Genomic DNA, 26,630 nt, shown 5'->3' with positions numbered 1-26,630 from the left:
TGGAATAATGAAGATATCTCTTCTACAGATGAGGGTGGAGGAAGACCCTTTTAAAAATCTTGAAAAAGTCGTTACTCTGACAGAATCTATAAAAGATTCTATAGTCATCTTGCCGGAGCTCTGGACAACTGGTTTCAACTATGAACATATCGAAAAAATGCCGCATAACCATCACCAGATCATAGCCAATCTTCCAGAGGGAAACACATATGTAGGATCAATCGTAAGATATCAGGATGGGAAGCGCTATAATTCTTTTTTCGTCAAAAACGACAAAGGATATGACTTCCCCTACGATAAAACCCATCTTTTCCCTCTGATGGACGAAGATAAACATTTTACTGCCGGAAAAAACCTATCTGCTTTCCGTTTAAATGGGGCAGTATGTGGATGTGCCATCTGCTTTGATCTCAGATATCCTGAGATCTTTAGAATATACTTTAAATCAGGAGTGGAAGTAGTTTTTTTACCTGCCCAATGGCCAGATTCGCGTAAAAATCATCTCGTTACCCTTGCCACCGCCAGAGCGATAGAAAACCAATCGTATTTTATCTATTCAAACGCAGTGGGGAAGATATGGGGTGAAGAGTTTGCAGGGGAATCAAGGGTGATATCCCCCACCGGGGAAACAGTTTTATCCATGGGGAAAACGATTGATGAAATATCCACCATTGATATTGATCTGAATATTGTAAAAGATTTCCGATCGAGGATACCGATAAAGTCATACCTGAGGCCAGACATTTATGGACAATAAAAAAATACTTGTAGGCGGTTTCCCTTTAAATACAATAGATCTATTAAAGTCGAACGTAACTTACGAATTTTCAGTATTGACATCTGAAGATGTAGACCTCGTAATAGCCGATATCCTCACAAAGGAGAGTTCTGTTGGGGATCCCCTTGACATAAAGGTTGTATTACTAAACGGTTTCAACAGAGAAGAGATATTCTCCTTCATCCAGATCTACAAAAGCCTGGGGCTACCAAAGGCTCTTTTTGCTATGATCACAACACATTCTATAAACTGGAAATTAAAAGATCTCATCTATCACCTAATACAGGAAGAAAAAGAATTAAAGAAGATCAATTAGATGCTTTTCAAACGAAGTAAAGAGATAAAACCTAAAGAGATCTCCTACGAAGAATTGATAAACCTGATGAAAGTTGACCATTGTCTTGTGGACTCCCGAGGAAGATCCTCTTATGCCAAATTCCACATAGATGGAGCCATAAATATTCCGGATGAAGAATTCACCGAACTCTCACACCTACTACCAGACTCCACAGATACACCTTTAGTCTTCTATTGTAAAAACGTATATTGCGTTTTATCCCCAAATTCCGCCCAGAAAGCGGTATCCCTTGGGTATAAAAATGTATATTTATACAAAGGTGGAGTAGAAGAATGGATTAAAAAAAAGAACATTGAACTACCCCAGATGAACGAACCTGGGAAGCTTACCAAGGAACAATTCATAGAGATATACAAAAGAAAAGATGATGAATATCTTATAATAGATGTTAACGATAGCTACGACTATAAAATAAAACATTTAAAGGGAGCTATAAACTATCCATACGGCTATATAATTACAAACTACAATAAGCTACCCAAAAATAAAAAACTGATATTCTACTGTGCATCCGGAACAAGGAGTGAAGATATATACTATTTTTTAAAAGAAAAAAATATTTTTAAAGATGGTGAAATCTTCTATTTAGGAGCTTCGGTAATTTTTAATGGGGACAAAGCAAAGATTGTTTGATTGCACCATGATAAATCTTGAAAAGATATAAAACTAAAAATTATTTCTGTTGTTATCACATTCATTTTTAGGCTATAATACAACTAGTGAGGTGATAATATGAAAAAAACGAAGATAGTGGCCACTCTGGGACCAGCTTCAAATGATGAAAATATGATAGTGAGTCTAATTAAAGAAGGGGTGGACATTTTCAGGCTAAACTTTTCTCATGGGGATCATTTCTCACATCTGGAAAACTTACAAAAGATAAGAAAACTTTCCGCCATCGCAGGAAAATTCATCGGAGTACTGCAGGATCTTGGTGGACCAAAGATAAGGCTTACAGAAGTAGAAGAGCCCTTTGATATTCATAGTGGAGAAAAGATATCTATTAAAAAAAGTCTGACAACATCCACGAGAGAACATCTCGCCATAAACCATCCTGAAATTTTAAAATCGATAAAAGTGGGTAGTAGAATATATATTGCCGATGGACTCATAAGGCTTGAGGTGGAAAAGATAACTGATGATCTTATTCATACTGTGGTATTAGTAGGGGGGAGAATCTCTTCCCGGAAGGGGGTTAATTTTCCAGATATTTCACTCGACATACCTGCAATCACTGATAAAGATAAAGAAGATGTACTTTTTGCAATTAAAAATGAATTTGAATTTATTGCCATCTCATTTGTAAAAAGAAAGGAAGATGTCTTAGAACTAAAAGAATTTATCCGTCAAAACGGTGGAGACATACCTATCATAGCCAAAATAGAGAAACATGAAGCGATAAAAGATATCGATGGGATAATAGAAGTATCAGATGGAATAATGGTAGCGAGGGGTGATTTAGGTGTGGAGATAGAATTAGAAAAAGTACCAGTCATTCAAAAGATGATAATACGTAAAGCAAATGAAAAAAATAAGCCGGTAATTACCGCAACACAGATGCTAAACTCAATGGTAAACCTTCCAAGACCAACACGAGCAGAGGTATCCGATGTGGCAAATGCGGTATTGGATGGCACAGATGCCGTTATGTTATCGGATGAAACAGCAGCGGGGAAGTACCCTTTAGAATCTGTAAGGGTGATGAAAAAAACAATTATTGAAGCAGAAAAAATATATGAATATCATAAAACAAGAAAGATCGAAGGTGGCTATGCAATCCCCTTTTCCGCTACGGAGCTCTCCAAATATACAGGAATCGATAAGCTGGTGGTATTTACCAGTACTGGCGCATCTGCAATAAGGACATCCTACTTCAGACCAAAAGCTGATATCATTGCAAACGTCACTGATATAAAAGTAGCCCGCAAACTTTCAATTGTCTGGGGTGTAACACCAAATATGCTCGTGATTAAATCGGATGATATCGATGGACTAATTTCCGATTTTTTAGAAAAAGCAACGGAAGATGGTATCTTAAAGAAAGGTGAAAAGATAATAGCCGTAATGGGATATCCGGCTGGAGTCCCTGGGAGCACAAATTTACTCAGAATAATTGAAGTATAAAATGGAGCTTAAACTATGGCATAACCTCAAATTTATTGCAAAATAATGAAATCTTTAAGGTCGAAAAATGGTGATACAGTAAGCATTAAGATATAAAGAAAATTAAAAATCTCTTTAATTGATGGTTTATCGTATCACTGCGTGTTTAGCTATTCCCACTTTTTAACAAAGTTTCCTCCGAAGAGTTTTTATCGAAAATCCAGGATGAAACGTTTTTGGTAGTCCATAAAAAATTGTTTATAAAAAATAGATAATACATAAAAAGCAAAGTTTAAATTTTACCTTGCCAGATGGTAACTTCCGGATCAGGCTAAGTATGATGAAAAAACAGCTGCTGATATAGATATGCCGGTAATCTATCATCTGTTTTACCTTGCGTAGGTAGGTATATCATATAAAGAAGATACTTTTGATTGAGTATTGGGAGCACTATTTAATAAGGCTTTTGAAGAATGTAGACAATATTTGATAAATGTTCAACGTTTAATGTTCTAAGTTCAATGTTCTAACATTTCAAAGTTCTAACGGTTCACGGTTTTTGATTTTCGGTTCCCGGTTTAGGCTCCAACGTTCAAACATTACTCACACAAAGTCAGGCCAGTGATTCCGACAGTACCCTTTTTTATATTCCATTTTTCAATAACTTGCAACTGCTGTCCCCCCATTTTTGCATCCATAAACCATAAATAGGGGAAAACCTACATGTTTGCCCATAAATGCATTATTTTAGCATACACACAGTCCTGCCCCCTACTTTCCTTAATTTTCATCCTATCCAACTCAGATATCTTATAAATTTATCTGGAAATTTCATGAGACAAAAAAACAATTAATATGGAGGCGGCGGGAATCGAACCCGCGTCCGAAGAACTTTCGACATAAAGGACTACATGCTTATCCTGTGATTGGTTGTCCTAAGCTTAGAGCCCACAGGCAGGCTTAAGCTTTGCAAGCCTTTTTAATCTCGTCCGATACTTAAAGGCGTCATATCAGACCAGCCTGCTTTCTGGCGCCCTTCTGACAGTCACAGGCAAACCATCAGAGAGCGTCGCTGACTAAGCAGCAGCGAGAGCGTATTCGTCGTTTGCAGTTACTTTAGCCGGATTTTTACGAGATTCCGAACTCGGCATGCCCTTCACGCCTACGGCTTCCCCGTCGAAACCTTAGCGCCCCCCTTATAAGGGTGGTTTACACATAAGAATATATATTTTTCCCAAAAAATGTAAATAGGTAATTTATTTCCGGAAAAGTTGGCATCCCACTTGATAAAAAGTAGTAAAAACGTCTTAAGGAGGCATGTATGAAAAAAAAGTTAGGGCTAACAAACATAAAGATCTTATCACTTTTAATTGCTTCTACTATAATCTTTTCCGGGTGTGCATCAAAAGTGGAAACAAATGTCCCAACTGCAGACTATAAAAAAGAGATTGAAGAATATCATAAAAGAACTGCCCCCAAAGCCCCCACAGCATCATTATGGACAGATATTGGAAATAGCAGCGCCCTATTTTTGGATTACAAAGGTAGAACCATAGGTGATATAGTCATAGTAAAAATTGTGGAATCATCTTCCGCCACCAATTCAAACAGCACATCTGCATCCAAGACCTCATCATACGATATGGGACTTACAAACCTTCTGGGATTACCCACAAATTTAGGTGTTAAAAACTTCCTTGGAACTGGCAACCCACTTGATCCCACTGTAAAAGAAAGTACAAAAAATAGTTTCACCGGCCAGGGGAAAAAACAGAAGTCCGACCAGGTAAAAGCCACAATGGCAGCAAGAGTCGTGGATGTATTACCTTCCGGTAATCTTGTGATAGAAGGGCAGAGGGAGATCATTGTTGATCAAGAAAAACAGGTAATCACTGTAAAAGGTATAATAAGACAAAAAGATATAGACGCAGACAATCAGGTATTATCCACTGCCATTGCTGATGCACAAATTAGCTACAGTGGCAAAGGTATAATTTCAGATTCCAATAAAAAAGGATGGTTGAGCAACATAATAGATTGGGTATGGCCATTTTAATGTCTGAGGAGGTAGGTTATGTTTAGATGGATAACTGTAATACTTTTGATAGCTATAAACAGTTTTGCCGGGACAAAGATCAGAGATCTTGCAAAAGTAGATGGCATTAGAGACAACCAGCTTGTTGGTTATGGCCTGGTGGTAGGATTAAATGGCACTGGAGACAAATCAGGGACTGAATTTACCATCCAATCCCTTACAAATATGTTGGATAGAATGGGTATCGCCGTAGATAAGAAAAAGGTAAAGGTGAAAAATGTTGCCGCAGTAGTAGTCACAGCAAAACTCCCACCTTTTGCAAAACCTGGTACCAAAGTAGACGTTGTTGTATCTTCAATTGGTGATGCCAAAAGTCTCGAAGGGGGAACTCTGATACTTACCCCACTTGCTGCCCCAAATGGTCAGTTTTACGCTTCTGCACAGGGCCCCATATCCGTTGGTGGTATGAATGTTCAGGCGGCAGGAGCAGGTGCAGTAAAAAATCACCCCACCGTTGGGAGAATCCCTAATGGAGCAATAATTGAGAAGGAGATAAATTTCAATATGACAGAAGATATTCTGAGGATAAGCTTTAAAGATGTAAGTATTTCTAATGTGGTTAGGGCTAAGCAGGTCATAAATAGAATATTTAAAGACAAAGCAACGATTGTAAACCCAACAACAATTGAAGTCAAAATCCCAGATGCATACAAGGATAGGTTTTACGAATTTATGGATGCGATATTAAATCTTGAAATAGAGACAGAAACTTTTGCAAAAGTTATCGTTGATGAAAGAACTGGCACCATAGTCATGGGATCAGACGTAAGAGTAAATACGGTGGCAGTATCCCACGGTAATTTAACCATAAAAATCACCAGCACAGAACAGGTAAGCCAGCCAAACCCCCTTTCAAAAGGGGAAACAACAGTCACAAAACAAACCGATATAAAGGTTGAAGAGGACAAAGCAAAGCTTATGGTATTACCTGAAGGGGTAAGAATAAGCGACCTTGTAAAAAGCCTCAACGCAATAGGGGTAACCCCAAGAGATCTCATTGCAATCCTGCAGGCGATAAAATCAGCAGGGGCACTACAGGGAGATCTGGAAGTAATTTAGGGGGGATATATGAACAGTGTCAATACTCAAAACGTTATAAACGAAAAAGTGAAATTGCAGGTAAGAAATTTTATGAACATGGATAGGGAAAAACAACTCAAACAAGCCTGTGAAGATTTTGAAGCACTATTCTATGATATGGTTATGAAATCAGCCAGAAAAACGGTATCAAACGACGGTATTATCAAGCGAAGTTTTGGTGAAGATGTTTTTACAGAAATGTTAGATTCAAAATTTTCTGAAGAGATAGCAAAAAGTACAAAAGGTGGATTAAAAGATATCCTCTTTAACCAGCTTAAAGCTACACTCCACCAAAACTATAATCAGAATATGAAAAACAACGTTGGGAAAAATTATCCCGGTATTATGGCATAGATGTTGCTATTTAAATATTAAAGAGGTCGGAAAAGATATTGAAAAATATCCTAAAGTAGTGTAAATTTTGGTCGATATGTTGTCTAAGAAGTAGAAGGAGACGGTCATGAGAGTAGATGAAAAATATATATCTCAATACGATAAGATATCCAATATGAAGAAAAATAGTTCTGAAAATGCAAAAAGTGGTGATGTTTTAAAAGAAAAATCACCTTCCGTGGCCAAGTCACAGGTCTCTTCTCTCATCGACAGAGTCAAGTCTACTCCTGATGTAAGAAAAGACATGGTCGACCAAATCCGCAATCAGATAGAAGCCGGTACCTATACCATTTCAGGTAAAAAGGTGGCGGAAAAGATTGTAGGCGCTGCGATAAACAACCTCTTTTAAAAACAGTTAAAACATAAAACTGATATTACGGAGGTAGTTATGGAAACAATCCAGAGCCTTATAGGTGTGCTTAAACAACAAATAGAGCTGTATCAATCTATTTATGAACTTTTAAAAGAAGAAAAGAGCTATATCTCCAAATGGCAGATAGATAAAACCCTTGAGACAGTCAAGAAAAAAGAAACCCTTCTTTACAAAGAGAAAATACTTGATGAATCAAGGGATAGAATAGCCAAAAATATTCAAAAAAGACTTAATCTTAAAAATGCATCCTTAAGTGAACTGGTGGATGCCATTGATGACTCATCCCTTAAAGAGGAGCTAATAAGCTTGAGAAAAGAGATTCTCGATATAACAAACAAAATATACTCTGAGAACATGGCGATAAAAATTCTTTATCATACAAATTTACAACTCATAAGGGATTTCTTCGAACAGATTGGCATGCTTGGTAGCAGCTCTTACGATAGTTTTGGTGTGACCCAAACAAAACCTAAAGGTGTGGTTAGAACAGCTTGATAAGGTTTTACACAATTTAGGAGAATCGTATGGCCAATATATTTGGAATTTTACATACAGGGGTTTCAGGGCTTTATGTGGCACAGTCAGGGATAGATGTGACCGGCCACAATATTGCTAATTTAAACACTGAAGGTTATTCCCGTCAGAGGGTTATAATTACCACAGAATCCCCATTAAACGTTCATCCGGGGCCATTTGGAAGAGGAGCAAAACTCGATGCGGTAGTAAGAACATATGACGATGTCCTTGCAAAAACACTTAGAAATGAGACAAGCTCTTTCAACTATTGGGATAATTTAAAAACATCAATGGATAACATAAAAATCTATTTTAACGAACTGGAATCAGGATCCGGTCTTGGGGATGATCTCAAAGAATATTTCAATGCCTGGTCTGACCTATCAAATACTGCACCAGATAATTCAGATGAATCATACGTCAAAAGAAGGACTTTAATCGAAAAGGCAACCACCCTCACGATGAAAATAAGAGAAAGCTACAACAATCTGGAAGGTATCAGACGCCAGAATGACCAAAACATCAAAACTAAAATAGAAAAAATAAATGATTTAGCCAAAAATATAGCCTTCCTTAACTATCAGATTGCCAAATCAGAATCAGGTGGAGATATAGCCAACGACCTCAGAGATAAAAGGGATAAGCTTTTAGATGATTTGAGCAAAGAGGTAAATTTTGTATCATCTGAGCAAAGTAACGGCCAGATTTCAGTTTTTATTGGTGGAATAGCAATAGTGGACTCTTCCGAATCAAATAAACTTTATGCAGTGGAAAACCCTAAAAACAACGACCATTTCGATATCTACTGGGGTTCAGGTGGTATTGATAAACCACAGGTAAATATTACAGATAAGATAATCGGTGGATCTATTTATGGGGAGATAAAAACTAGGGACAGCTACATCGGCAAATACACTGCACAACTGAATGAATTGGCATCTACACTGATCGTTTCCACAAACCAACTTCATAGTATAGGTCAAGGGCTTAAAAGGTTTGATCAGATCTCATCCAACAACGGCGTAATAAACCCATCTTATAAATTCAACGAAGATTCCGGAAAATTTAATTATCCCATAAATAAAGGAACCTTCAGAATAGCATTATACAACAGCAATAATCAGGTGGAAAACTACTACGACATAGATGTGGATCCAGAAAAAGATTCATTAAATTCAATAATTTTAAAAATCTCTTCCGCCGATGCTGACCCCAGCGGAGGAAAAATTCAGGCTTTTTTATCAGAAAATAACACTATAAAAATAACCGTCGCCGAGGGCTACACATTTACCTTCAAAGAGGATACATCTAACTTCCTCGTGGCTTCCGGATTAAACTCTTTCTTCAAAGGTACATCTGCAAAAGATATAGATTTAAGTTCATTGGTAAAAGATGATTCAGGTTTTATAGCCACTTCTCTTACAGGTGAGCCAGGTGATAACCAGAATGCATTGAATATTTCAAACATAAAATACAAACCACTCAGCAATAACGTTACTATAGATGAATTTTATACTACTTTTGTATCCCTTATAGGAAGTGATAAGGCCCAGGTGGACACATTCTACGACACAAAGAAAAACGTTGTACAGGAATTAAAACTAAAATTGGACCAGATTCAGGGTGTCTCAATGGACGAAGAATATACAAATCTGATAAAATTCCAGAAAGCTTACGAGGCTAATGCCAGGTTTATAACTGCGGTTGATCAGATGATAGATAAACTTATCAATGGTACAGGACTTGCTGGTAGATAAGAGGTGAACTATGAGAGTTACCTTTAACATGCTTTCATTAAAATATCTGAATAATTTAGGCAATAGCCTTGAAAAGGTAACAATTGCAAATGACAAAGTAACGAAAGGGAGAAATCTCATAAATCCTGAAAATGACGTCGTGTTTTACGCTTCCGCAATAAATGTGCAACGCACCATAGATGAAGGTCAACAATTTTCCAGGAATGCAGAAAATGCCATCAGCTGGCTATCGAATTACGATAATGAACTACAAAGGGCTTTTGATATAATAAGAAATGCAAAAAGTGAGTATGCTGTAGCCGGAGCAAATGACAGCCAGAATGCCACAAGCCGAAAAGCCCTGGCTGGAGATGTGGCAAATATGCTTCAATCACTCATCGATGTTGGAAATGCAAACTATTTCGGTAGATACTTTTTTGCGGGATATAAAACCGATACAAAACCTTTTGCTGCGGATAGTAGAGCCATCAGTGCAGTAAAAATAAATGGCAATGTAAATGGCGCAGATGTCATAAAAAGAGATGTTTTTGCCGATCTTCCGGAGTTAAAGGAGGGAAGTTACTCTGTATCGGTAATTTCTATGGGGGATTATGCGGAGATATCTCTAAAAAATGCTAATGGAGAAAACGTAATTATCGATTCAAATGGTTCAGATGAATCAGCAAAAAACGGTAATTTTGCTGGAACCAGTATCAAGATTAAGTATAAACCTGGAGAAGTTGTAAATTTAGGTGTTGGTGTGGCAGTAAAACTACCTGAAGTTAATAGCTCTTTTAATGCCACCTTCTATTACAAACCGGGAGATGACATTAATTACTTTGGTGATGACGGCCAGATTACCACAAAAATTGGTTACCAGCAGGACGTTACCATAAACTTCACAGGGAAAGAGGTTTTTACTGAAGTTGAAAGAATACTTAAGGGAACACGTTTTAATACAATAAAAGGTCTTGCAATTACCGAAACTACAAAATTTAGTGAGATTCAGGACGCCAACGTTTCATTGGCAGATAGTATCGAAATATCAGGTACAGATCACAACGGATTAAAAATTGGTACAGCCAAAATCACTGGTGTGGATAATGTTGACCTCAATTTTACAAAATATAATTCCGCCCAGAGAACCCTATCAATAGTTTATGCTAATCGCAATTATTCTGTTACGTTAGATTCGAGAAGCTATACTGATTTGAATGACGTAATATTTTCTATAAATAGAGAATTAGAAAGTCAGGGGCTTGGGGAAGAGATTAAAGCAGTGATGGATGGTGACAAAATTATGCTTGCCACCACAAGGGCTGGAAACGCTGTTAAACTCAAAATAACAGCATCAGACGGTAACCCTTTTGGAATGGCAATTGGATCCATCGAAGCCTCAGGTAAAGATACCACCTTTGACTTCGGTTATGATAATTTTAGCGATTCACTTTCTGTATCATTTACTTCAGTGGTTACCACATCTGCCATTACGGTAAATCTGGACAACCACCAGATATCGATTCCTGCCTCTGCGGGCAGAACATTGACGGATGTTGCCAATCAACTTAATAATCAGTTGCCATCAGACATAAAGTTTCTTTATAATTTCAAAGTTGATGGTGGAAACCTGGTAGCTGAAAAGCTAAATATGAACTTTTCCAATAATACGATCCTCACGGTAAGACTCGACGATGGTACAAACAATGTCTATAAATCCGCCACCCCCCGCAACAATGGATACCCATATGCACCTGAGAAAAATATTTCAGATCTATTGAAATTTATCGAAGATCTTTACGATAATACGGTGGATGCAAAATTAAACAATGGATACTTGGAAGTGGCCGACAAAAGGGGTGGAACCAGCAGACTTTCCATCAAGCTTATCCCGAGTAATTCCGGTATAGGATACCCCGAAGTTGATCAGAATGTCGTTCTACAGGGGAGGTACAATGGTGGTCTGGATGACGACTGGTATATTTCAACCTTCACAGCTCCCGGAACAATTACAGTAAAAGATAAAAATGGAATTACTATAAAAGATATTACCATAGATCCATCAACCTACAAAGGGGAACCAATAGATCTTGGCTATGGTGTAAATATAATTTTACCGGATATATCCATTCCATCATCCTTTAAAGTCAGCTTAAAAGCATCTTCAAGCCTTAGTTTTGGTGATATGAACATCGTCCAGGAAGGGAAAAACGTCAATACTTTTAGATCATTGAAAAACCTTTACAACGCCCTCAACCTCAACATCCCAAAAGAGGGTATAGGTGCCCCTTCCGCATGGAGGGATGAAAACTTTATATCCACATTAAAACCTTACCTTGGCGGCACTTTCAGAGGAAATTACAACGATGAGTGGAAATATGAGGTACTAAGCCAGGATCAAAAAACATCATTCTATCTACAAAAAGAGCTCACCACATCCACCAAAAATACTATAGATGCCACTACCCAAGCTTCTTTTGATATATTAGTAAAAGGTGCAGATAATAGTATGACAAGGGTAACCTTCTCAAATGTGAATATTAGCAACATCGTAAATGTGATAAACACCGATACCACATTGGCCAACCTTGGCGTAAAAGCGGAATTGGTGGACAACCGGCTCGTTTTGAGATCAGGTTCTGGGCTTCAGGAGATAGAGATAAACCCATCAGATTCAGCTTCAGCCACTGCTTTAGGTCTACAGCAAAACATCGTTTACAGTAAAACCACACCCAATCTAAACCTTGCAAATAGCACAGATCTCCAGCGCACTCTACAATTTAGTTACTACGATGGTACAAATTGGAATAACGCAGATATAACTGTACAAAAAAGAGACTACACCTCCCTGGATGATCTGATTTCAGAAATAAACAATAAAATAACTGCTTTAACTCCAACCCCTTCAATAGTTGCCCAAAATTTAGATAATCAGCTTGTTTTTAATTACACCGGATTAAACAATATGATCGTTTCAGGTGATCATCAAGGTACCCTCGGATTTTTCAAAAAAGGTGATGAAATAAAGATTAAAATAACCAATTCAAAAGGTGACTTGGTAAACGAACTTAAATTTGATACTGCAAATCAAACCAAATTTGTGGCTGACGGGGTAAAATTGTCTTTCGATGCCGGTACCGCTTATGCCACTGACTCTTTTACATCAACGGTAGGATCAGGAATAAACTACGAAATAGGGATACTGGATAAAGCAGAAAATCAGATTAATGAAAAACTCACAATGGCCGGTACTAGAAAAAATAGAGCTGATGCAGTAGTAAATTTTCAAGCAACCGTCAAAACGGTTGCAGAAGATATAAAATCCAAATACCTTGGTTCAAGAGGCGAGGATGCCACAAAAGCGATTACAGAGTTTCAGCTGGCCCAACAGGCATACCAGGCAGCCCTTGCCACAGCATCTAAAATAATGCAACTCTCAATATTAGATTACATAAGATAGGAGGCCATATATGGAAGCAAAAGCTAATGCAAAAAGAAAACAGATGGAGAAAAAGGTTTTATACTCTTTAAAGTATGGAAAACTTGAGTTTACAGATGGCGATATCTTTTACATGACATCTCCACTTTTGGGATTCGCCCATTTGAGCGACTTTCTTTTGATCTCGTCAGAAGAACACCTCCCTTTCTACGTTTTTCATTCTTCTGAAGATCCCACAGTATCTTTTGTCATAATAGACATAAAATCTTTTTTCCCTGACTATGCACCAGAAATCCATAAAAGAGACTTGAAGATACTCCAGGCAAAATCCAGAGATGATCTTGTACTCTTTGGCATTGTGGTTGTTCCTGCAAACCCAAAAGATGCCACCGTCAATCTGAAAGCTCCCCTTGCAATAAATGTACAAAAAAAACTTGCAAAACAGATAATTTTGGAGGATGATAGATACCAGATAAAAACACCACTCTTCAAGGAATAGTATATGCTTGTACTCACCCGCAAGATAGGGGAAAGTTTAATAATAGGCGATGATATTGAGATAAAGATAGTGGACGTAAATCAAAAATCTGTAAAGATCGGAATAGAGGCACCCAAGTCTGTCTCTGTCTACCGAAAAGAGATTTACGAAGCTATAAAACAGGAGAATATTGAAGCTACAGCCCAGGAGAATATCGTTTCTCTTATCGACTATTTGAAAAAGAATAAAGGCTAAACTTTTAATACAGTTAGCCAAAATATAAATGAAAATATAGCCATAAGAGTGCTTAGCATTATAGCTCCGCTGGAAAGCTCTTTATCTCCACCCATCATATCCGCCAGAACAAAGTTCACCGTTGCAGGTGGGGAGGCAAGCATTACTATTAAAACCTTGGAAACGATATCCAATTTAATATTAAAAAGATAAATATAAGACAGTGCCACAAATGGAAGGACAAAAAGTTTTATAATTACAACCATCAAAAGGTAAAATTTATTCCCCCTTATATAGTTAAAATTTATCGTTGCTCCAATACCGATTAGTGCCAGAGGGAGAGCTACTTTACTGACTATATCAATCGACCTTGTAATAAATACTGGTAGTTCTACCTTAAAATATGAAAATATTAAACCTAAAATACAGGAAAAAGCGATGGGATTGATAAGTGTAGACTGGATAAAAAACATGAGTTTACTCTTATCACTCTTTTTCCCTATACTAAGTGCAACCACTGATAAAAGATTCACAAACGGAACGATAACCGCCATCAATATGCTACCTATCGATAACCCCTCTTTCCCGAAAGCATAAAAAGATATCGGAAGCCCCATGTAAGCATAGTTTGCCCTAAAATTATTCATAGCAAAGGTTCCAAGGCTGTATTGGGGCATTTTTAAAACTTTACCAAATAGAAAGCTGAATATAAAAATTGTAAAAATAGAAGCAACCATCACAATAATTATAAGCAGATAACTTTCAGCATTGATTGCTGTCTTTGATATTTCATAAAATAGCAGTAAAGGCAAAAAAAAGTTGAATATCAGTTTATTATTACTTTTAACATAAACATCGTCGATATACCCAAATCGTTTCAAAAAATAACCAAAAAATACGACAACAAATATTGGTAAAACTAATAAAGAGGTATTGAGCATTCTTTAAATTGGGGGAGTTAATACTCCCCCTAAAAATTTATAATTAGTCAAGATCTACTTTTATATCCCAGTTTTTGATTCTCATTGTACCGTTTCTTTCAAGGTTAAGCTGCATCTTGAAGCAACGGTCGAAAAGCTGAGGCTCATGGCCTACACCTTTTCTAAAACACTCCCTTTCAGCCATTTCAAGGTATTCCATCAGGATAGGTTTATACTCTGGATGAGCACACTTCTTGATGATTTCACGAGCTCTGTCTTTTGGTGCAAGACCTCTTAAATCTGCAAGACCCTGTTCTGTAACTAAGACATCAATGTCATGCTCAGTATGGTCTATATGAGGTGCTTTTGGAACAACACACGTAATACCGATAGGATCTGTCTTACTTGGGCGGACAGATGGTGTATGCATAATTGAAAGATAACCATTTCTCAAGAAGTCACCAGAACCACCAATACCGTTAATCATTCTTGTACCACCCACAAGAGTAGAGTTTGCATGTCCATATATATCAAATTCCACTGGAGTATTCATAGCGATAGCACCAAGTCTTCTGATAACCTCAGGAGAGTTGGAAATGGAAAGTGGTCTCAAAGTTATTCTTGATGCATAAAAATCCATTTTTTCGAAAAATCTTGGGAATCCTGGATCTTCAGAAAGAGAAAGTGAGCATGCTGATGCAAAATCCAGTTTACCAGAATCGAAGAGATCAAGCATAGTATCCTGAAGAACTTCAGTATAAACGGAAAGATTGTAGAAATGCCCCTTCACAAGGCCACCCACAACAGCATTTGCAATGGAACCAACGCCGGACTGAAGCGGGAGAAGGTTCTTAGGCAATCTACCTTTTTTAACCTCAAAGTCAAAGAAATCAAGGATGTGAGCTGCAATTGTATCGGAAGTATCATCAAGCTCAGAAAATGCTCTACCTTTATCTCTGAGTTTAGACTCAACTATAGCTATAATTTTATTTGGATCACAAGGAACATAAGTTGTCCCCACTCTATCATTGGCTTTGGTAATTGGAATTATCTGCCTCTTAGGTGGATGATTCAGAACCATTATATCGTGCATACCTTCAAAAGAAGGCTCACCAGTGTTAACCTCAACAATAATTTTATCACAAATCATCAAAATTTCAGGAATAACTGCGCATGATGAGGTGGGCACAAGTCCACCATCCTCAGTAATTGCAGACACCTCGATAATACCCAGATCAAGCTTCCCTGTTTCAGTGTCTTTTGTGTAGAAACCATAGCCCAGATCCTGAGCAAAAAGAGAAAGGTGTTTATCACCCATTCTAATTCTACCTTCGTTAATCCCCTTTTGAATATTTTTACCTGTTTGATAAGGCCATCTTCTATCGATCATATCCAGAGCAGCCCATCTGTCTTCCGTTTCAACACCAACAGAAGCACCTATAAAAAGGTTAAACTTCCACTTACCCTGCAGATTATTCTTCTCAACGTAGTCCGCAAGAGCTATTGGTACTACTTTTGGATAACCAGCAGGAGTAAACCCTGACCAACCAAGATTCATCCCTGGCTTAAAAAACTGAATTGTGTCTTCAGGCTTCATAACTTTTGAAAGAAGACTTTTCATCCTTACTCTGGATTCAAGTGTACCGTAATCTGACATATATTCCTCCTAAACTTTCCGCTCAAAGCGGTTTTTTATTAATGTAAAAACATTTTTTTGCATCATTAAGACTCGGGATCTGCTCCCTTACGGCCGAAATCTTAGAAATATCTAGCTCCGCAGAAGCCATAGAGCTCTCCTCACCCAAAGAAAAAAGCTGCTCCCCCCATGGATCATAAGCAGCTGAATAACCACATTTTAAAACCTTTTCTCTCCTAACAACCGATGAGGAGGAACACCCCACAACAAATGCCTGATTCTCAATGGCCCTTGCCTTTAATAGGGTCAACCAGTGGGAGGATTTTGCCGCAGGCCATATGGCTGGCACAAGGAACACCTCTGCGCCTTTGTAAGCCCCAATTCTAAAAATCTCTGGAAACCTTATCTCATAGCAAGTGGCAACTGCAAATTTAAAACCTTTATATTCAAATACTGTTATGTCGTTGTCAGAAGCTTTAAAATATTCATCTTCCCTCTGTGGTGAAAACAAAAACTGCTTCCTATATTTAGCTAAAATCCCATTTTCTCCAACAACATACACCGTGTTATAAAGGTCATTCCCTTCTATTTCCGGCATAGAAGATACAATAATTTTCCCTTTCCCGTTTGATTTTAGAATATCTATAATTCCGTTGGTTTCCTGGGCATACCTTTTCATATTTTGATAATCAAACCCGCAAAACCACATCTCTGGCAAAACAACCACATCCTCATTACAAGACACTATTCTATTGATAAAATTACTAGTATTGCTCCGGATATCACCAGTATAAATTATATTCTGTATACACGTAACTTTCATATTCACAACCCTATACTCTTTTTAAAACATTATTTTTAAAAAGTCAAGCACTAAATATAAAGAATTAGTATAGATTTTTTCTATTAATTAAATTAATTTTTTATTATTGAAAATACTGATGATTTTTATTATAAAAAGATATTGTTTTAAAAGGGGGTTTTATGAGTAAAGTAACCGTAAGTTATCTTAAAGGGGATATAACAGAGCTTTTTACAGATGCAATAGTTAATCCAGCTAATAGCTCTTTAAAGCTTGGGGGAGGCGTCGCAGGTGCTATAGCAAAAAAAGGTGGTAAACAGATTCAGGATGAATGTGATAAAATCGGCCATTGCCCCGTTGGTGAAGCAGTTATTACATCTGGTGGCAACCTCAAAGCAAAATATGTCATTCATGCCGTAGGTCCAAGATATAAAATAGACAACCCTTCTGATAAATTACTTTATAACGCCGTTTTCAACGCTCTTAAATTAGCTGAAAATAATAGACTAAAGTCTATAGCCCTACCAGCCATCTCCACTGGGATCTTTGGCTATCCTAAAAAAGAGGCCGCAGAAATAATCACCAGGGCAGTCAGGGATTTTATAAACACCAATCCTCAATACCTTGAAGATATTATACTTTGTCTTTTTGACGATGAGGATTATAAAATATTTGTCAGCTTTTCAGAACATGATCACAACTGATATAAATTCATTAATTTTTTTTCTATTTCTTGCTATATTTATCACCTACACTCTATTTAAGAATAGTGTATCAATGGAAAGTTCTGAATGGACACTATACGGTCGTAAACTCAATTTTTATCATGTAGCATTTCTGATAGTTGGTACATTAGTGGGGGGAGCATCCACAATAGGTACCACCCAGATGGCCTACGAATATGGTGCTCCGTCACTTATATTTACCTTTTCAAGTGCCTTTGCTTGCCTGATACTTGGTATATTCTTCTCTTATAAATTGAGGGAATCAGAAAGTATTACGGTAATAGAACTCATTGGGAAGAGATTTGGTGAACATACCAGAAAATACTTATCTTTTTTTGCACTTGCTGGTATATTCTTGCAAACTGTAGCCCAAATGATAGCAGCATCCTCAATAATCAGGGCAAATATAAAAGTTTCTTTTGAAGCATCTATTGTGATTACATCTTTTTTTATCTTCTTTTTCATAATACTATTCGGGATAAAAGGGGCATCATTTTTAGGACAATATAAATTCTATATGCTGTATATGATCTTAGCATTCTCTTTAATCATTATTTTTAAAAATGGTTTTTATTTTATTCAACAAAATTTAAAAGAATATGGATTCGCAAGGGGATTAAAAGACACTATTTCAACAATTTTAGGCGTGTTATCCACCCAGACATACCTACAGGCTATTTTTGCGGCAAAAGATGTAAAACACGCAAGAAATGGTTCACTACTTGCAGCATTAATTATACCACCGGTGGGATTGGGGTTTTATTTGATAGGTCTATATATGAAAAATATCAAACCAGACATTCCAATAACATCAGATGTACTTGCCATTTTCATCCAGACATATATCCCTTTTGGTATATCTTCCATTTTTCTCGTCTTTATATTTATTATATCGATAGGAACAGCATCTGGACTCTTCTTGGGTACACTTACTATGCTTTTTGAAGATCATATAAAGATATACTATAAAAGAGTAAGTGATAACCCTATCTTTTTTTACAGGATAACCGGACTTATCTTAATTATAATTTCATCAATGATAACTCTAAATGTAAAAAGTAGTATATTAGAATGGAGTTTTTTATCCATGGGACTTAGAGGAACATCGATATTTCTTCCCCTTATCATAATAATCTTCAATTTAAGATATGGTAAAAGGACTTCATTTTTTATTTACACACTTCCGATTTTATACGTTATCTATACAGTAATTACAAAACTAATAGCTTAATCAGATGGAGCTTTTTTAGTTAATGATGAATTAATTATTCACATTATCATCCACAACCACTACTTTTATCGATTTGTCCTGAAGATAATCCCCCAGCTTCTTATCCGAATTACCGATATGGTCTAAATACCACTTCATAAGCTTTATATTTAACTTTAACACATTTTCGTAGTCATCTCTATTCCTAACAAAAGTCCTTTTCATATTTTCCACAAAATCGATCATATCGTTGTGTTGTTGTTTATGTTCTTCCAAAAAGGGATAATTTGTTTGTTCCATAAATTTCTCTTCTGTCCTGAAATGTATCTTAACATATAGATCCAAAAACTTTAATACATCCAATATGGCCTCATTACCTTCTCCATTCAACATGGCGTTATGAAATTTATTTGTAATGTTTATAAGGGTCTTGTGCTGTTCATCAATTTGGGTGTTCCCCACACTTAATTCATCTTTCCATTCTATTTTCATATCAATACTCCATCAAATAAAGTGGTCCATTTAAGGCTTTAACCTCTTTAATGGAGGTTCTCGTCTCTTCAATTAATTTTCGTAAAAATGTTTTTTCATCTTTTGGGATAAAAAGCTCAGCATCCGGAGTATTTTTATCCTTTTTCATATCCTCATAAGCATCTTCATAGCTTCCCAACTTATCGACTAGTTTAAGATTTTTGGCTTCCCTACCGGTAATTATTCTTCCGTCTGCATATTTAAGCAGTTCCTCTTTATTCAGAAAAGTTCTTTTGCTTAGTATATCTTCTATAAACTGGTTGTACACATCATCCACAGACTGCTTAAGGATAGACTTTTCTTCTTCTGTCATGCTTCTGGTGGTACTACCTATGTCTTTAAATTTTCCGCTCTTGATGGTCTCTGTCCTAACACCAAGTTTATCGTATATTTTAGATAAGTCTGTAAACTTCATTATAACACCAATACTCCCAGTAATAGTTCCCGGCATAGCATAAATTCTATCACAGGCTGACGCCACATAATAACCACCGGAAGCGGCCACTGTAGACATAGAAGCATAAACCGGTTTGCTCATTTTTTTAATAAATCTATATATCTCCTGACTTGGGGCAACTGCACCCCCTGGAGAATTTATCCTTAAAATGATCCCAATTACATTGCTATCTTTTTCATATTTTTTAAGTTTTTCAATAAGGGTATCAGATTCCAGTATAATCCCTTCAAGGTCAAGTAAAACTATCAGCTTTTTATTTATCACTGGATTTTTGTAATTTAAAAGATATACTGATCTACCAACAAAGCCAGCTATCAACAAAATAATAAGAAACTTGAAAAGAAATTTTATAATTTTCATAACATAACACCTTTGGCAAACATTCTCATTCTTATTATATTATAGATTAAAGCAATTTTAAGTCAATCAATTTGTTTAAACTTTTATATTTAATAAATTTTAAATGCAAATTTTCAATTGACATATACAACTGAACAATATTATAAAGTCAGAAATACTTTTAAGAGAGGAGATAATCTATGTCAAATGAAACCACAACACAATTTGCGGTGGGACACACCTGGTTTCCAGCTATGTCCTACAATACATATTTAGTGAAACCTGAGGAGCAGGATAAATTTAAACCTGGCATCACCCTCGACACAGTTGTACAGGAAACCGCCCACATAAGCAAATTAGATGATGGAAAACATCTTTACAGATATGCTATGGAATTTAAATTTAGAGCCGTTAATCCTATGGAAGATAAAAACTATCTGGTTTTTGATGCCGCAGGATTAATCAGAGGGGATATCATCATGGATGATGAACATGATCTGGAACTCCTTAAAAATTTTATTAAAGCAAACCAGAATATTATAGCTTACCCATATATAAGAACAAATGTCGATGGGATGCTCAATAAAGCAGGCCTTCCATCATTATCAATGATAATTTTTTACTAAACAGTTTCTTTTAAGGGTTGTGATCTTTATCATAACCCTTAAAAATCTTAGACCTCGTTCCAGGGTCTCTCCCCTTTTTCAAGAAAATCCTTTATACTCCTGATGCATAGATCTGCCATGTTGTACCTTGTTTCTTCCGTGGCACTGCCTATATGGGGTAATAGAACAACATTCTCCAGATCCATCAGCTCTGGATATATCTCCGGCTCATTCTCATAAACATCAAGCCCTGCACCCCTTATAAGATGATTTTTCAACGCAAAAGCCAGATCAGATTCCTTCACAATAGGTCCTCTGCCTATATTTATAAAGATAGCATCCCTCTTCATCTTTTTAAAAGTATCTATTGTAAAGGTATATCTTGTTGATTCATTTAGAGGGGCTGTAACCACAATAAAATCAGAAGTGGATACAAATTCTTCAAAAGGTAGGTACTTAGCGTTAGTCAGCAACTCCCCTTCAAATTTTCTACTCCTACCTGTATACACTATATCCATTTCAAAACCTCTGCAACACCTTGCAAAAGCCTGCCCTATTCGACCAAATCCAAAAATCCCCACTCTTTTCCTAAAAAGATCTGTACCCAAAAAAAGATTCGGAGTCCACCCTTTAAATCTACCTTCACGGATAAATCTATCAGCCTCCACCAACCTTCTGGCAACAGAGATCATGAGTGCAAAAGCTAATTCGGCAGTTGTCTCCGTCAAAATATGTGGTGTATTACACACAACGATCCCTTTTTCTTTTGCATAAACAACGTCGATATTGTTAAATCCCACAGCGTAGTTCACTATAATCTTAAGCTTTTTCGCATTATCTATAAGCTCTTTATCAATTTTATCCGAAAGCATCGAAACGATGGCAACCGCATCGGAGGTTTGCATCAGTAATTCTTCCCTATCCAACTGCATATCTTTATCGTTGTAAAAAATGTTGTATCCACTCAGTTTTTCAACAACTGGATATTGTAATTTTTGCGTAACCACGATCTTGTCCACATCAGACCTCTAAATAATTTAGTTTAAAAAATACAAAGATAAACTACTTTTTATAGTTTTTCCTTTTAAACAGATCTGTCCTTTTGGATATAATTCTATCTATAAAAAGTACACCGTCTAAGTGATCTATCTCATGCTGAATAAGGATAGCCTCAAAACCTTCCGTTTCAAAAACCTTTTGTTCTCCATTTTCGTCAAGAAATTGAACTAATATTTTTTCAGCCCTCGTAACATTGCCGGTGTAATCGGGTACACTCATACACCCTTCCCTGAATTGCGTCAAACCTTCCCATTTTATAATCTCAGGGTTTATCATAACGTTAGGTCCATGGTGCTCTTTACACTTTGGATTTTTAGACGGATCCACCACGATAACCCTTATTAATTCCCCAATCTGAGGCGCAGCAATACCAACGGAATGCCCTGCATCTTCCATAGTATCTTTGAGATCTGTAATCACAGATCTTACATAATCATCAATCTCCCGAACCTCCTCGGAAATCTCTTTTAGCTTTGGATTTGGATATGTCAAAACCTCTCTTACGGCCATATTAAAACTCGAATGTCTCTATCGATTTTACAGATATATCTATACCCATACCCCTCGCAATCTCCTTCAACTTCTCTACCCAATCACCATCAGATCCTTTTGGTACAACAACCTCTAATATCATTATGTATATAGGTTTATCCTTTTTACCAGCAACTTTAGTTTGAAGATCCACAATATTTATCTTTCTATCCGACAGAAACTTAGACACATTATATACAATACCTGCCTTATCTGCGCCATAAACAGATATCGAGTAACTTTCCCCCTCAGTTTCAGGCACATCACGATCTATCCTCTTTGCGCTGATAGTCATATAATCAAGTGGAGAAAATAGTTTCTGAATGGTTGCTTCATCGATATCCTCTCTTGTGCTTACTATTAAAATCATAGCAAATATACCCCTAAGTAGCGTAGAGCTGGAATCCTCTATATTGAAACCTTTTTCGTAAAGAATCTTCGTAACATCCGCCACAATCCCAGGCCGATCCTCTGAAACAAACGTCAGTGCATAAAATCTTCTATCCATATCTTGCCTCCAAAGAGGTGTTATTTATAAACATCTCTATCACTTTATTTGGGTCTATTCCATACTTTTTTGCATCCAGAGCTGTTAATATAGTTTTATAATGCTTTTTAGTCAACAGATTGTATTCATTTAAATCAAAAAGGTAAGGTTGACATTGCATCTGATTTTTATCAGTCACAACTATCACAAGAGGATATTGTGGCTCTTTGTGATTTTCTTTGAAAACAACCGCTATCTCCCCGGTGTCAAGCAATACAACTGTTCCTGACGGATATCCTCCAAGAATCTCTATAAACATCTTAAGAAGTACATTATTAAACTGAATACCAGAGCTCCTCAGCATCTCGGATATGGCCTTTGGGGCTGAGGAACCATTTTTGTATGCCTTGTCACTGGTAATAGCATCATAAACATCGGATACGGAGGTAATTTTTGCATATCTTGGGATAGCAGACTCTTTTAAACCAAATGGATAACCACTTCCATCCGCCTTTTCGTGGTGAAAAAGTACACACTCCAAAACCGGCTTGGGAAATCTCCCCTTTAACATCTCATAACCATATTCCGGGTGCTTTTTTACAATGGCAAACTCCTCATCTGTAAGCTTACCAGGCTTTTTTAACACACTTTCCGGGATCTTTGCTTTACCTATATCATGAAGCAAACCACCAATACCTACCATTTTCATCTGCTCAATATCAAGCCCTAACTTGCGCCCTAGAGCCATATTAAGAATGGACACATTCATGGCATGGCTTACTTCGTAATCATCACTATTTTTTTTTCTGGTAACACTTGCCACAAGCGTAGGATTTTTGAAACAATCCTCCAGAAATTGATCAATCACCAGTGTGATGTCCTCCATGGAAATAGAATTACCTTTTCTGATGTCTTTTAAAATCTCCTGAACAATCTCTACACTATTTTTATGAATCCTCTGAATATGACTGACCTCTTCTATAGTGGCGGAATACTTCTTTATATCTGCGGTGTTATTCAATACCTCCTCTTCCGCTGTGGCTTCAAAGTTTGAAGAACGATTTTCTTCCTGATCTACAGAGATATATACCTTTGATACACCATAATTTTTTAAAATTTTTATAATATCATCAGATTCGAGTGGTTTCCCAAATAAAGGCAAATTCAACCACTCTTTATCACATTTTAAGATTGTCATCCCTGCTTTTATTTCATTAATAGGTATAGCTTTTAACATTAAACCCCCTATCCTATGAGCTATATAACTACAAGCTCCCCCAATGGTCTCTTGACATATATCTTTCTTGTATTATTATAATAGAAAAATAATAAAAATCAAAAGGAATTTTATGTTTGATCTTTTTACAGACAGAACAAGGCGTGCAATCCTCTATTCGAGAGACGAAGCGGAAAAGCTCGCCAATGGAACAATCGATACAGAGCATATCCTTCTTGGGATACTTCGTGAAAAATCAGGACACATATCCACCCTCTTTGAGACCTTTAACGTAGATATAAACACAATGATTCAGGATATAAAGCAAAACTGCGCAAAGACAGATACATTTTTTCTTAAAGGGAGCATGCCTTTTAGTGCTAATGCCAAAAGAGCAATGGAGTTTGCATTAGAGGAAGCAAGACTGTTGGGGGAAAAGTTTGTACAACCAGAACATATCCTGTTGGGTCTAATCAAGGAGAAAAGGGGTAAGGCATCCCAGATACTCACAAAATACGGCTTTGATCTGTATACATTGCGGGAAGAATTACAACGGTTGAAAGTACAAACCAATAAATCGAAAACCGAAACCCCAAATATAGATTATTTTTGTAAAGATCTTACAAAGCTTGCTACAGAAAATAAATTAGACCCCGTCATTGAAAGGGATTCTGAGATAGATAGGTTAATAGAGATCCTTTGCAGAAGGACTAAAAACAATGCAATCCTCATTGGTGAACCCGGAACAGGGAAAACTGCCATTGTGGAAGGTCTTGCAATAAAGATCGCAAATGCTGAAGTGCCCCTCTCTCTTAGGAATAAAAGGATCATCAGTATGGAGTTTGGTACTATTGTGGCTGGTACAAAATACAGAGGACAATTTGAGGAAAGGATGCAGGTTTTGCTCAAAGAGGTTGAAAATAGTGGTGATATAATTGTTTTCATTGATGAAATACATACTATGGTGGGGGCCGGAGACTCTGAAGGGGGAGTGGATGCGGCTAATATTTTAAAACCATATCTATCAAAAGGCTTGTTTCAGTGCATAGGCGCCACAACCATAAAAGAGTATAGAAAATATATAGAAAAAGATTCCGCCCTTGAAAGGAGATTTCAAACAATTTTGGTGGAGCCCCCCACCCCACAGCAGACAAAAAAGATACTCCTTGGGCTAAAAAATAGATACGAACAATACCATAAGGTCTTTATAACTGATGAAATAGTAGATAAAATAATCCATCTGTCCGAGAGATATATTACAGATCGATATCAGCCGGATAAGTCGATAGATATTTTAGATGAAGCCTCATCCCATGTAAAGCTTAAGAATGAACAATTCCCTGAAGAGCTGAAAAACTTAAAAGATAAACTAAATAGCCTCCTGATGAAGAAAAAACTTCTCATTAATGCTGAAAATTATGTCAATGCGGAAAGGATTACCACAGAAATTGAATCCCTGGGGGAACTTTATAGAAAAAGATACTCCGCATGGTTAAACCGCAGTAAAAATAGCTACTCAGAGATAACAATATCAGACATAAATGAAATTGTATCAAAAATTTCAAGGATAAATATCTCAAACGTCACTTCATCAGATATTCAAAAAGCACTGATGCTAAAAAGCAAGCTTGAATCTGAGGTGATTGGTCAATCAGAAGCGATAGAAGTAGTTGCAAAAGCTATTAAAAAAGGTGTGGCTGGTTTACACGATGGGAAAAAACCGATTGCAAATTTCCTCTTTCTGGGGCCAACAGGTGTTGGTAAAACGGAGCTTGCAAAGCAGCTTGCTTTAAATTTCTTTGGTAAAGAAGATTTTTTAATAAGAGTGGATATGAGTGAATTTATGGAAAAGCACTCAGTTTCAAAACTCCTAGGATCTCCTCCAGGTTATGTTGGATATGATGATGGAGGGAAGCTGACAGAAATGATCCGTAGAAAGCCTTACAGTGTGGTTTTATTTGATGAAATAGAGAAGGCTGACCCTGAGGTATTGAATATATTGTTACAAATAATGGATGAAGGTTTCATAACCGATTCATACGGTAGAAGATGCTCCTTTAAAAACGCCATAATCATCATGACTTCAAACCTTGGAACGAAATCTTTTCTTGGTAGAAAAAAACTTGGATTTAATGAAATAGAGAATAATAATATAGATTACGAAACCTTCTGCCAGTATGCCCACAAAGAGATAAAAGAGTTTTTTAGACCGGAATTCTTAAACAGAATCGATAATATAGTGGTATTTAAACCACTTGGTCAGGATGATCTTATGAAAATTATTGACAAGTATATTAAAGAAATAAACGATCTATTGTCCAAAAATGGGAAGTATCTCAACGTCAGTGAAAATGTGAAAAAATTTATCTTAAGTCAGGAATACGATTATAGCTATGGGGCAAGACCATTGAGACGCCTCATATCTAAGTTTATCGAAGATCCTTTAAGTGAACTATTATTGGATGGGAAGTTTCACAAACGGAAAAATATCTCTGTAATTCTCAAAAATAATAGTGTCCATTTTAGATAATA

The 26,630-nt window shown here is 36.7% G+C and carries 26 protein-coding genes and 1 other RNA gene; 17 read left to right on the top strand and 10 right to left on the bottom strand.

Going from position 1 to position 26,630, the window contains the following annotated elements:
* The first annotated feature begins 7 nt into the window (after nucleotides 1–7).
* From ACP5Q2_RS04100 to pyk, 4 genes are all read left to right on the top strand, one after another.
* Nucleotides 8–757, top strand: a complete 750-nt coding sequence (locus ACP5Q2_RS04100) for a nitrilase-related carbon-nitrogen hydrolase (protein WP_428097495.1) — start codon at nucleotides 8–10, stop codon at nucleotides 755–757.
* Nucleotides 747–1,094: a DUF3783 domain-containing protein gene (locus ACP5Q2_RS04095; RefSeq protein ID WP_428097493.1), complete on the top strand. Its 348-nt coding sequence runs from the start codon at nucleotides 747–749 to the stop codon at nucleotides 1,092–1,094. Before ACP5Q2_RS04100 ends, ACP5Q2_RS04095 begins: the two co-directional genes overlap by 11 nt.
* A complete protein-coding gene (locus ACP5Q2_RS04090) occupies nucleotides 1,095–1,769 on the top strand; it encodes a rhodanese-like domain-containing protein (RefSeq protein ID WP_428097490.1) in 675 nt (224 codons plus the stop codon).
* A 99-nt stretch (nucleotides 1,770–1,868) separates the two neighbouring features.
* A complete protein-coding gene (pyk, locus tag ACP5Q2_RS04085; RefSeq protein ID WP_424605009.1) occupies nucleotides 1,869–3,260 on the top strand; it encodes a pyruvate kinase in 1,392 nt (463 codons plus the stop codon).
* 832 nt (nucleotides 3,261–4,092) lie between these two features.
* On the opposite strand, the gene ssrA is transcribed toward pyk, so the two are convergent.
* Nucleotides 4,093–4,434: a transfer-messenger RNA gene (ssrA, locus tag ACP5Q2_RS04080) on the bottom strand.
* Nucleotides 4,435–4,560: 126 nt separating this feature from the next.
* On the opposite strand from ssrA, the gene ACP5Q2_RS04075 reads away from it, so the two are divergent.
* The 9 genes from ACP5Q2_RS04075 (at nucleotide 4,561) to csrA (ending at nucleotide 13,601) form a co-directional block, all read left to right on the top strand.
* Nucleotides 4,561–5,295, top strand: coding sequence for a flagellar basal body L-ring protein FlgH (locus ACP5Q2_RS04075; RefSeq protein ID WP_424605010.1), 735 nt, complete (start codon nucleotides 4,561–4,563; stop codon nucleotides 5,293–5,295).
* An 18-nt stretch (nucleotides 5,296–5,313) separates the two neighbouring features.
* Nucleotides 5,314–6,393 carry a flagellar basal body P-ring protein FlgI gene (locus ACP5Q2_RS04070; RefSeq protein WP_424605011.1) on the top strand — a complete coding sequence of 360 codons (1,080 nt, stop codon included), beginning with the start codon at nucleotides 5,314–5,316 and terminating at the stop codon, nucleotides 6,391–6,393.
* Between the two features lie 9 nt (nucleotides 6,394–6,402).
* A complete protein-coding gene (locus ACP5Q2_RS04065) occupies nucleotides 6,403–6,768 on the top strand; it encodes a rod-binding protein (RefSeq protein WP_424605012.1) in 366 nt (121 codons plus the stop codon).
* Nucleotides 6,769–6,874: 106 nt separating this feature from the next.
* Nucleotides 6,875–7,156: a flagellar biosynthesis anti-sigma factor FlgM gene (flgM, locus tag ACP5Q2_RS04060; RefSeq protein WP_428097484.1), complete on the top strand. Its 282-nt coding sequence runs from the start codon at nucleotides 6,875–6,877 to the stop codon at nucleotides 7,154–7,156.
* 39 nt (nucleotides 7,157–7,195) lie between these two features.
* Nucleotides 7,196–7,675 carry a flagellar protein FlgN gene (locus ACP5Q2_RS04055; protein ID WP_424605014.1) on the top strand — a complete coding sequence of 160 codons (480 nt, stop codon included), beginning with the start codon at nucleotides 7,196–7,198 and terminating at the stop codon, nucleotides 7,673–7,675.
* A 29-nt stretch (nucleotides 7,676–7,704) separates the two neighbouring features.
* Nucleotides 7,705–9,453 carry a flagellar hook-associated protein FlgK gene (gene flgK, locus ACP5Q2_RS04050; protein ID WP_428097481.1) on the top strand — a complete coding sequence of 583 codons (1,749 nt, stop codon included), beginning with the start codon at nucleotides 7,705–7,707 and terminating at the stop codon, nucleotides 9,451–9,453.
* Between the two features lie 10 nt (nucleotides 9,454–9,463).
* Nucleotides 9,464–12,889: a hypothetical protein gene (locus ACP5Q2_RS04045; protein ID WP_428097479.1), complete on the top strand. Its 3,426-nt coding sequence runs from the start codon at nucleotides 9,464–9,466 to the stop codon at nucleotides 12,887–12,889.
* Between the two features lie 10 nt (nucleotides 12,890–12,899).
* Nucleotides 12,900–13,367, top strand: coding sequence for a flagellar assembly protein FliW (gene fliW, locus ACP5Q2_RS04040; RefSeq protein ID WP_424605017.1), 468 nt, complete (start codon nucleotides 12,900–12,902; stop codon nucleotides 13,365–13,367).
* Between the two features lie 3 nt (nucleotides 13,368–13,370).
* Entirely contained in the window at nucleotides 13,371–13,601 is a 231-nt protein-coding gene (gene csrA, locus ACP5Q2_RS04035) for a carbon storage regulator CsrA (protein WP_428097475.1), read from the top strand.
* On the opposite strand, the gene ACP5Q2_RS04030 is transcribed toward csrA, so the two are convergent.
* Genes ACP5Q2_RS04030 through ACP5Q2_RS04020 form a run of 3 tightly spaced genes read right to left on the bottom strand, consistent with a single transcriptional unit; the run spans nucleotide 13,598 to nucleotide 16,959 of the window.
* A complete protein-coding gene (locus ACP5Q2_RS04030) occupies nucleotides 13,598–14,521 on the bottom strand; it encodes an AEC family transporter (protein ID WP_428097472.1) in 924 nt (307 codons plus the stop codon). The genes csrA and ACP5Q2_RS04030 overlap by 4 nt on opposite strands.
* A gap of 43 nt (nucleotides 14,522–14,564) precedes the next feature.
* Nucleotides 14,565–16,157, bottom strand: coding sequence for an acetyl-CoA hydrolase/transferase C-terminal domain-containing protein (locus ACP5Q2_RS04025; RefSeq protein WP_428097469.1), 1,593 nt, complete (start codon nucleotides 16,155–16,157; stop codon nucleotides 14,565–14,567).
* Between the two features lie 22 nt (nucleotides 16,158–16,179).
* Nucleotides 16,180–16,959: a nitrilase-related carbon-nitrogen hydrolase gene (locus ACP5Q2_RS04020; RefSeq protein WP_428097466.1), complete on the bottom strand. Its 780-nt coding sequence runs from the start codon at nucleotides 16,957–16,959 to the stop codon at nucleotides 16,180–16,182.
* A 161-nt stretch (nucleotides 16,960–17,120) separates the two neighbouring features.
* Here ACP5Q2_RS04020 and ACP5Q2_RS04015 point away from each other — a divergent pair, with 161 nt between their 5' ends.
* Both ACP5Q2_RS04015 and ACP5Q2_RS04010 read left to right on the top strand, forming a co-directional pair.
* On the top strand, nucleotides 17,121–17,642 hold the full coding sequence (locus ACP5Q2_RS04015) for a macro domain-containing protein (RefSeq protein WP_428097463.1): 522 nt from the start codon (nucleotides 17,121–17,123) through the stop codon (nucleotides 17,640–17,642).
* 73 nt (nucleotides 17,643–17,715) lie between these two features.
* Complete coding sequence (locus tag ACP5Q2_RS04010; RefSeq protein WP_428097461.1) at nucleotides 17,716–18,894, top strand: sodium:solute symporter family transporter; 1,179 nt, start codon at nucleotides 17,716–17,718, stop codon at nucleotides 18,892–18,894.
* 30 nt (nucleotides 18,895–18,924) lie between these two features.
* On the opposite strand, the gene ACP5Q2_RS04005 is transcribed toward ACP5Q2_RS04010, so the two are convergent.
* On the bottom strand, nucleotides 18,925–19,365 hold the full coding sequence (locus tag ACP5Q2_RS04005) for a bacteriohemerythrin (RefSeq protein WP_428097458.1): 441 nt from the start codon (nucleotides 19,363–19,365) through the stop codon (nucleotides 18,925–18,927).
* A gap of 1 nt (nucleotide 19,366) precedes the next feature.
* Nucleotides 19,367–20,221 carry a signal peptide peptidase SppA gene (gene sppA / locus ACP5Q2_RS04000; protein WP_424605025.1) on the bottom strand — a complete coding sequence of 285 codons (855 nt, stop codon included), beginning with the start codon at nucleotides 20,219–20,221 and terminating at the stop codon, nucleotides 19,367–19,369.
* 179 nt (nucleotides 20,222–20,400) lie between these two features.
* Between sppA and ACP5Q2_RS03995 the strand changes: the two genes are divergently transcribed.
* Complete coding sequence (locus ACP5Q2_RS03995; RefSeq protein WP_424605026.1) at nucleotides 20,401–20,826, top strand: hypothetical protein; 426 nt, start codon at nucleotides 20,401–20,403, stop codon at nucleotides 20,824–20,826.
* 47 nt (nucleotides 20,827–20,873) lie between these two features.
* Here ACP5Q2_RS03995 and ACP5Q2_RS03990 read toward each other — a convergent pair whose 3' ends face one another.
* The 4 genes from ACP5Q2_RS03990 to ACP5Q2_RS03975 are packed head-to-tail and all read right to left on the bottom strand — an operon-like array spanning nucleotide 20,874 to nucleotide 24,119.
* On the bottom strand, nucleotides 20,874–21,824 hold the full coding sequence (locus ACP5Q2_RS03990) for a 2-hydroxyacid dehydrogenase (RefSeq protein ID WP_428097454.1): 951 nt from the start codon (nucleotides 21,822–21,824) through the stop codon (nucleotides 20,874–20,876).
* A gap of 43 nt (nucleotides 21,825–21,867) precedes the next feature.
* Nucleotides 21,868–22,374 (bottom strand): peptide deformylase, encoded by a 507-nt coding sequence (gene def / locus ACP5Q2_RS03985; RefSeq protein WP_424605028.1) that lies wholly within the window; start codon nucleotides 22,372–22,374, stop codon nucleotides 21,868–21,870.
* 1 nt (nucleotide 22,375) lies between these two features.
* Complete coding sequence (locus ACP5Q2_RS03980) at nucleotides 22,376–22,903, bottom strand: glycine cleavage system protein R (RefSeq protein ID WP_424605029.1); 528 nt, start codon at nucleotides 22,901–22,903, stop codon at nucleotides 22,376–22,378.
* Nucleotides 22,896–24,119 carry an HD-GYP domain-containing protein gene (locus ACP5Q2_RS03975; protein ID WP_428097451.1) on the bottom strand — a complete coding sequence of 408 codons (1,224 nt, stop codon included), beginning with the start codon at nucleotides 24,117–24,119 and terminating at the stop codon, nucleotides 22,896–22,898. The genes ACP5Q2_RS03980 and ACP5Q2_RS03975 overlap by 8 nt, the downstream gene beginning before the upstream one ends.
* A gap of 112 nt (nucleotides 24,120–24,231) precedes the next feature.
* Between ACP5Q2_RS03975 and ACP5Q2_RS03970 the strand changes: the two genes are divergently transcribed.
* Nucleotides 24,232–26,628 (top strand): ATP-dependent Clp protease ATP-binding subunit, encoded by a 2,397-nt coding sequence (locus tag ACP5Q2_RS03970; RefSeq protein ID WP_428097448.1) that lies wholly within the window; start codon nucleotides 24,232–24,234, stop codon nucleotides 26,626–26,628.
* The last annotated feature ends 2 nt before the right edge of the window (nucleotides 26,629–26,630 follow it).

It is taken from the genome of Calditerrivibrio sp. (assembly GCF_049968475.1).
GTDB classification, from domain to species: Bacteria; Chrysiogenota; Deferribacteres; order Deferribacterales; family Calditerrivibrionaceae; genus Calditerrivibrio; species Calditerrivibrio nitroreducens_A.
The sequence above is the reverse complement of the archived record's forward strand: the minus strand, read 5'-3'. Positions and strand labels throughout refer to the sequence as shown.